5 protein-coding genes are annotated in these 5,120 nt (G+C 52.0%); 3 read left to right on the top strand and 2 right to left on the bottom strand.

Translation table 11 applies throughout. The features are described 5' to 3' along the window. Positions 1-135 precede the first annotated feature (135 nt). Together ENN66_10585 and ENN66_10580 are read right to left on the bottom strand one after the other, a co-directional pair. Positions 136-876 carry a 4Fe-4S ferredoxin gene (locus ENN66_10585; protein ID HDS17026.1) on the bottom strand — a complete coding sequence of 247 codons (741 nt, stop codon included), beginning with the start codon at positions 874-876 and terminating at the stop codon, positions 136-138. Between the two features lie 39 nt (positions 877-915). Further along, positions 916-1,659 (bottom strand): phosphohydrolase, encoded by a 744-nt coding sequence (locus ENN66_10580; protein HDS17025.1) that lies wholly within the window; start codon positions 1,657-1,659, stop codon positions 916-918. A 285-nt stretch (positions 1,660-1,944) separates the two neighbouring features. Here ENN66_10580 and ENN66_10575 point away from each other — a divergent pair, with 285 nt between their 5' ends. From ENN66_10575 to ENN66_10565, 3 genes are all read left to right on the top strand, one after another. Continuing rightward, on the top strand, positions 1,945-2,643 hold the full coding sequence (locus ENN66_10575) for a Crp/Fnr family transcriptional regulator (protein ID HDS17024.1): 699 nt from the start codon (positions 1,945-1,947) through the stop codon (positions 2,641-2,643). Positions 2,644-2,731: 88 nt separating this feature from the next. Next, positions 2,732-3,556 (top strand): monofunctional biosynthetic peptidoglycan transglycosylase, encoded by an 825-nt coding sequence (locus ENN66_10570; GenBank protein ID HDS17023.1) that lies wholly within the window; start codon positions 2,732-2,734, stop codon positions 3,554-3,556. A 170-nt stretch (positions 3,557-3,726) separates the two neighbouring features. Beyond that, on the top strand, positions 3,727-4,692 hold the full coding sequence (locus tag ENN66_10565) for a hypothetical protein (protein ID HDS17022.1): 966 nt from the start codon (positions 3,727-3,729) through the stop codon (positions 4,690-4,692). Positions 4,693-5,120 lie beyond the last annotated feature (428 nt).

The following is a 5,120-nucleotide window of genomic DNA, read 5'->3' as shown; positions in this document are numbered from 1 at the left end:
TTTTATAGTCAGCAAGCAGGCGGTCAAGTAGATCTTTTTCAATGGCCATATGAGCTCCTTTTAATGGGTGGGGTCACGGTGTACCCCTGAATGGCCATTTACACAATCTTTTTTACACCCTCGATCTTTGTTTTCTCAGAGCGCTTCGCCCTTGAGGTTGATGACCAGCTCCCGACAGGGAATTTCCTGTTTGCTTTGCGCGATGGCCATTTTGACCGCGGTGGGCAGGCCGGAGCAGCAGGGAACCTCCATGGTGACCACGGTGACGCTTTTAATGTGGTTGCGGGTGAAAATTTCTGCAAAGTGTTTTTCGTAGGCGGGTAAATCGTCGAATTTAGGACAGCCCATCATCACCACCCGGCCGGGTAACAGCTCTCGATGCAGGGAGGCGTAAGCCACGGCCGCGCAATCGGCGAGAATGAGCAGGTCGGCCTGTTCGAGAAAGGGAGCATGGGCCGGAATCAGGCGGATCTGAACCGGCCAGTGGCCCAGACTTGAGAGCTGCTTATTTTCATCATTCCTGTTTTCCCGATGGTCTTCCGCTGGTGTTTGAGCGAAAGTCTGGATTTTAGTCGAGGGACAGCCGCAGGCCATGGTTGCCGACGAAAGCGCCTGCCCCTCTTCCTGCTCGCGTTTCTTAAGATATTCCTCGACGGCATCGGGATCAAAATCGTCCGCCATTCTTTCGACGATGGCAATGGCTCCCTGAGGGCATTCCCCGAGGCAGGCGCCGAGTCCGTCGCAATACCTTTCGGCGACCACCCTGGCCTTGCCGTCGATAATCTGAATGGCGCCCTCGTCGCAGGCGGGAACACACCGGCCGCAGCCGTCACATAAATCTTCATCGATCCGGATAATCTTGCGTAAAATTTTCATGGTTGTCTCCATCCGTCAAGTAGCGGTCATGGCCGGTGATTAATTTCGGGCTCCGAGGATGCTTTTGGTCGCCAGCTCGCGACCGCTTGCGGTCAGTAAGGTAGCCTTGATTTGTTTTTCCAGTAAAGCGTCGGAAAAGGGTTGTTCCTGTTGCCGTTTCTGCAGTGCGAAAATTCTGATGGCGTCATGCAGGCATTTGAACTCGGGGCTCAGGCTTTCAGGCTCTGATTCTTCTGGGTGAAAAAGCATTCGGAGAAGATTTTGAACCTTGTCCGCCAGATCCTTTTGGGCCCGCAGCTCATCGAGAATGGCTTGACTCAGACGCAGGGTCTCGATTTCCTGTTCGAGGTTTTCTTTTTTGTCGACCAGCGGGTTACCGCCGGCGATGTTATGCAGATAGGCGGCCCCCAGGACCACGGCCGGATTCGCCTGTTCCAGGGGAGCCAGCCGGCCGGCAAAACGGGCCACCTTGGTAGCCTGGCCGATCTTTTTAAAATCCTTACGGAAGTGCATCTTCATTTTCAGGGCGATGCGATCCTTGAGGAGATCGTCACGGCCGGCCAGCAGCTCCGGCGGCAGCTCTCCCATGCACTGTTCCGCGTACTGGCAGTAGGAGGCGCAGCCGAAATCCATTTTCGGGTTAATTACCTGCTTGCCGCAGTTTTTGCAACGGGTTGTGGTCTGGTCCTTGAAAAATTCAAGCTCGCTTCCGCATTCCGGGCATTTCGTCTCAAAGATAGCATCATGTTTCCAATAGCGTGAATCCTGGCCTGGACAGCGCATGGTTGATTCCTCCTCTATGCGGTTGTTTTTTAAAAACCGGGCCTGTCAGGAGACCGGTGCTCCGCGTCATGATTGTCGGATTTGTAAGCGCCGCGACTTTGATTGTTTTATATTACAAAATGAATATAATGACTTTGACTTAAGTCAACAAGACGGAAATGTTTTTGTCGGCAGGTTGAATTGGGGAATCATTTTAATTTTTTCACTCGACCGCGCCGGCGTCCGGCCAACCGGACGGGGAAAAATTATCGGGGGAACAAATGTTTTGCGGAAAAAGGAAAAGAAATGACTGAAAATCTGAATGTCGATCTGGTTGCGTGGTTTGGCCGGACTTCACTTTTTGCCGGTATGGAAGAGGCATACCTGATTGAACTCAGTCGGATTGCGGAAGTTTCACCTTATAAACGGAAAAGCCTGATTTTCAGCGAAGGTGATGCCGGCAACGGTTTTTACCTGGTCAAGCAAGGGAAGGTGAAAATCTTTAAGCTTTCACCCGATGGCAAGGAGCAGATTCTTCACGTGTTTGGGTCTGGAGAACCCTTTGGCGAGGTTCCGGTATTTGCCGGAAAAAGTTTTCCTGCGCATGCCGTCACCCTGGAAGACAGCGTGCTGGTGTTTTTGCCGCGACCGGATTTTATTGACCTGGTCGCCCGCAATCCGGCCCTGTCCCTCAACTTGCTGGCTGCCCTTTCTCAGCGTCTGCGGCAATTTACGAAAATGATCGACGATCTTTCCTTGAAGGAAGTTCCCGGACGTCTGGCGGCTCATCTGCTCTATCTCAGCGCCAAACAAGCGGGCCAAGACCGGCTGCAGCTGGAACTTTCCAAAACCCAGCTCGCCGGTCTGTTGGGGACGATTCCGGAAACCCTCTCGCGCATGCTGGCCAAACTGCAGAAAGAGAAGCTGATCCGGATTGAAGGTTCACAGGTGGTGATTACAAATCGTCGGGGGCTGACTGATCTGGCGGAGATGGGTAAATTCTGAGAGCACTGCGAAAAGGCTTTGCAAATATTTTTAAACTGCCTGAGAATGTCGTTGATTTTGCCCGGTTTTTTGCGGTAAGAAGAGCGGTTTGCCGTCTTTGTTAATGGGTTGGGATGGCGCGCCGGTGAGTTGGCTTAGATACGGCCCGCAGAGATCGCTGTGGGTTGCTGAAGGTCCCCGCATGCGTTTTGGAGTGATGTTTAATCCACGAAGAAAAAAAAAGAAGATCAATCCTTGGCCCGGACGTCTGGGGGGGCTTTCTCTGTTTTTCCTGGGGTTGACGGCGGTTCAGGTTTTTTCCTTCGGCTTATTCCGGCCGCCATTGACTCTGGCGGCGGCGAGCCAATGGGTTGCTTATGCTTTCAGCCGCGGAGACTGTCCCCAAACCGGATCCTGGGTGGCCCTGGACGAGCTGTCCCCGTATCTGCGCCGGGCCGTATTAGCCTCCGAGGATCAGCGCTTTCTGAAACATTATGGTTTTGATTTCATTGAATTGGGGGTCGCCTTGAGATCTTTGCAGGAGGGCGGCTATCTGCGGGGGGCGAGCACCATCTCCATGCAGACTGCGAGAACCATGTTCCTCTGGCCGGCGCGGAGTTGGTTACGCAAGCTGGTCGAGGCTTATTATACGTTGTGGCTGGAACTGTTGTGGAGTAAGGAAAAGATCTTTGAGTTTTATCTCAACAGCGTGGATTGGGGGCCGGCGGTCCGGGGGGCTGAAGCCGCGGCCCTGAAATATTTCAATTGCCATGCCCGGGAGCTTAATTCCGAGCAGGCGGCCTTACTGGCCGCGGTTTTGCCCGGCCCCCATCTGTGGCGACCGCATCGGCCGACCGCGGCGGTGCTGAGGCGGGCTGCGAGAATCATGCAGGAGATGGACAAGGTGCCATTGGTCGGACTTTCCCGGACTTGACGCCTTGTCGGCTGCCGGCGGCTCTCTTTTGTTTTCTGAATGGTAACTATTCAGCGTCGTTGATTTCAGTTTGTATCGAGACCTTGAAATCAGGAAAAACAAAGGACATGACCTGATTTCTGCTGGAAATCGGGCGCGTGTCATCTGGTTTTCCGGGTTGGGCTGAATAGTTGATCTGGCTGGTTGTTGGTCCCGGTAGCGGTTGCCGGGGCTCTGAATTTCAGTGGCTCCGGGTCTTCTGGCTTCTGGAGGCAGTTGGTGGTTTTGGTCAGATCGTTGAATTGCTCCGGGCCGGTCTTCCCGGCCCGGAATCTGGTCTTGAGAGCAGTTGTCGAATGATGGATTTGTGGAAGAAAATAGGTGGCTTATATCGTCGAGGCGAACCCGAGGCGAAAGCCATGGCCGAGGATAAAAAACAAACAAGCCAGGACATCGGTAAAACTTTCGCGCCCGAGCTTCATCAAGGGAAAGCGCCCGAAAAATCCGCCGGAACCTTATATCGGAGTGGTGAAGGGCTGGTTTTCCTGGTGGGGCTGCTCTTGACGGTAATATTTATAGCCTTGGTCATCTATTCTCTCATGCTTGATATCAGGGTCGGTCAGACCTTGTTGCTGGCTTTCGTGGCCCATACCCTGGGCGGCCGGGCTGCAGGTATCGGGCTTTGTATAGCCTTTGGTTTTTCCGCTCAGATTACGATTCTCTACAATATGTTTCTTGAGGTTCTGATCGTCTGTTACTGCTATTCACTGTTTGTTTTTTCCTTCAATAATTATCTGAAATGCAAATGGCTGACGGTCGCTATCATCAATGCCGAAAAACAGGCCTTGAAGCATAAAAAAACCGTTTCCCGTTACGGTTGGCTGGGGCTTTTTACTTTCGTCATGGTTCCCTTGCCGATTACCGGCCCGGCCGCCGGTTCAATTATCGCTTATTTCCTGAAATTCAGTGTCTTGCGCAACTTTTCTGCGGTTTTTTCCGGGACCCTGGTGTCGATTATTGTCTGGACCTGTTTTTTTGACTATCTTGACCGCCATATCGCAGTTTTCAAATACGCAATGCTGGCCGTATTGATCGTGTTTTTTTTCCGCTATTTCAAAACGATCAAGGGGTGGTTTATTCAGCCGATCAACGAATGATTCAGAGGTGATGGCCGGAGCCGGCAACATGATTCGTCAGGGCTGAATTTTTATGGCATCAGACCAGAGGATTTGCTGCGGAGGAGAATTGATGGAAACCAGATTGGTTTTGCAGGGCGATATTGCGAATATTGAGATCTGCGATGATATTTTACGGGATTTATCGGCTGTGATTGACGCCGGGGTCGAAAAAACTGGCTCTTGATCTCGATAAGGTCAGCTATCTTAATGCCGGCGCGCTGGACGCATTGGTCAGTACTCAGCGAAAAATCGATGAGCTGGGGGAGAGATGATTCTGGTTAATGTCTCAACCAGATTAACCTTACAACGACACTTGCTTCACAGATATCAATTGGAGTACCTTTCGTTTTCTGTGAGACAGATAGGAACGATGGTTACGAATTTGGATCCACTCTATCAATTTAAGC

The sequence above is a fragment of the Pseudomonadota bacterium genome (genome assembly GCA_011049115.1).
In the GTDB taxonomy this organism is placed as follows: domain Bacteria; phylum Desulfobacterota; class Anaeroferrophillalia; order Anaeroferrophillales; family Tharpellaceae; genus DSCM01.
Note: the sequence above shows the minus strand (reverse complement) of the source record. Positions and strands in the feature narration are given on the sequence as shown.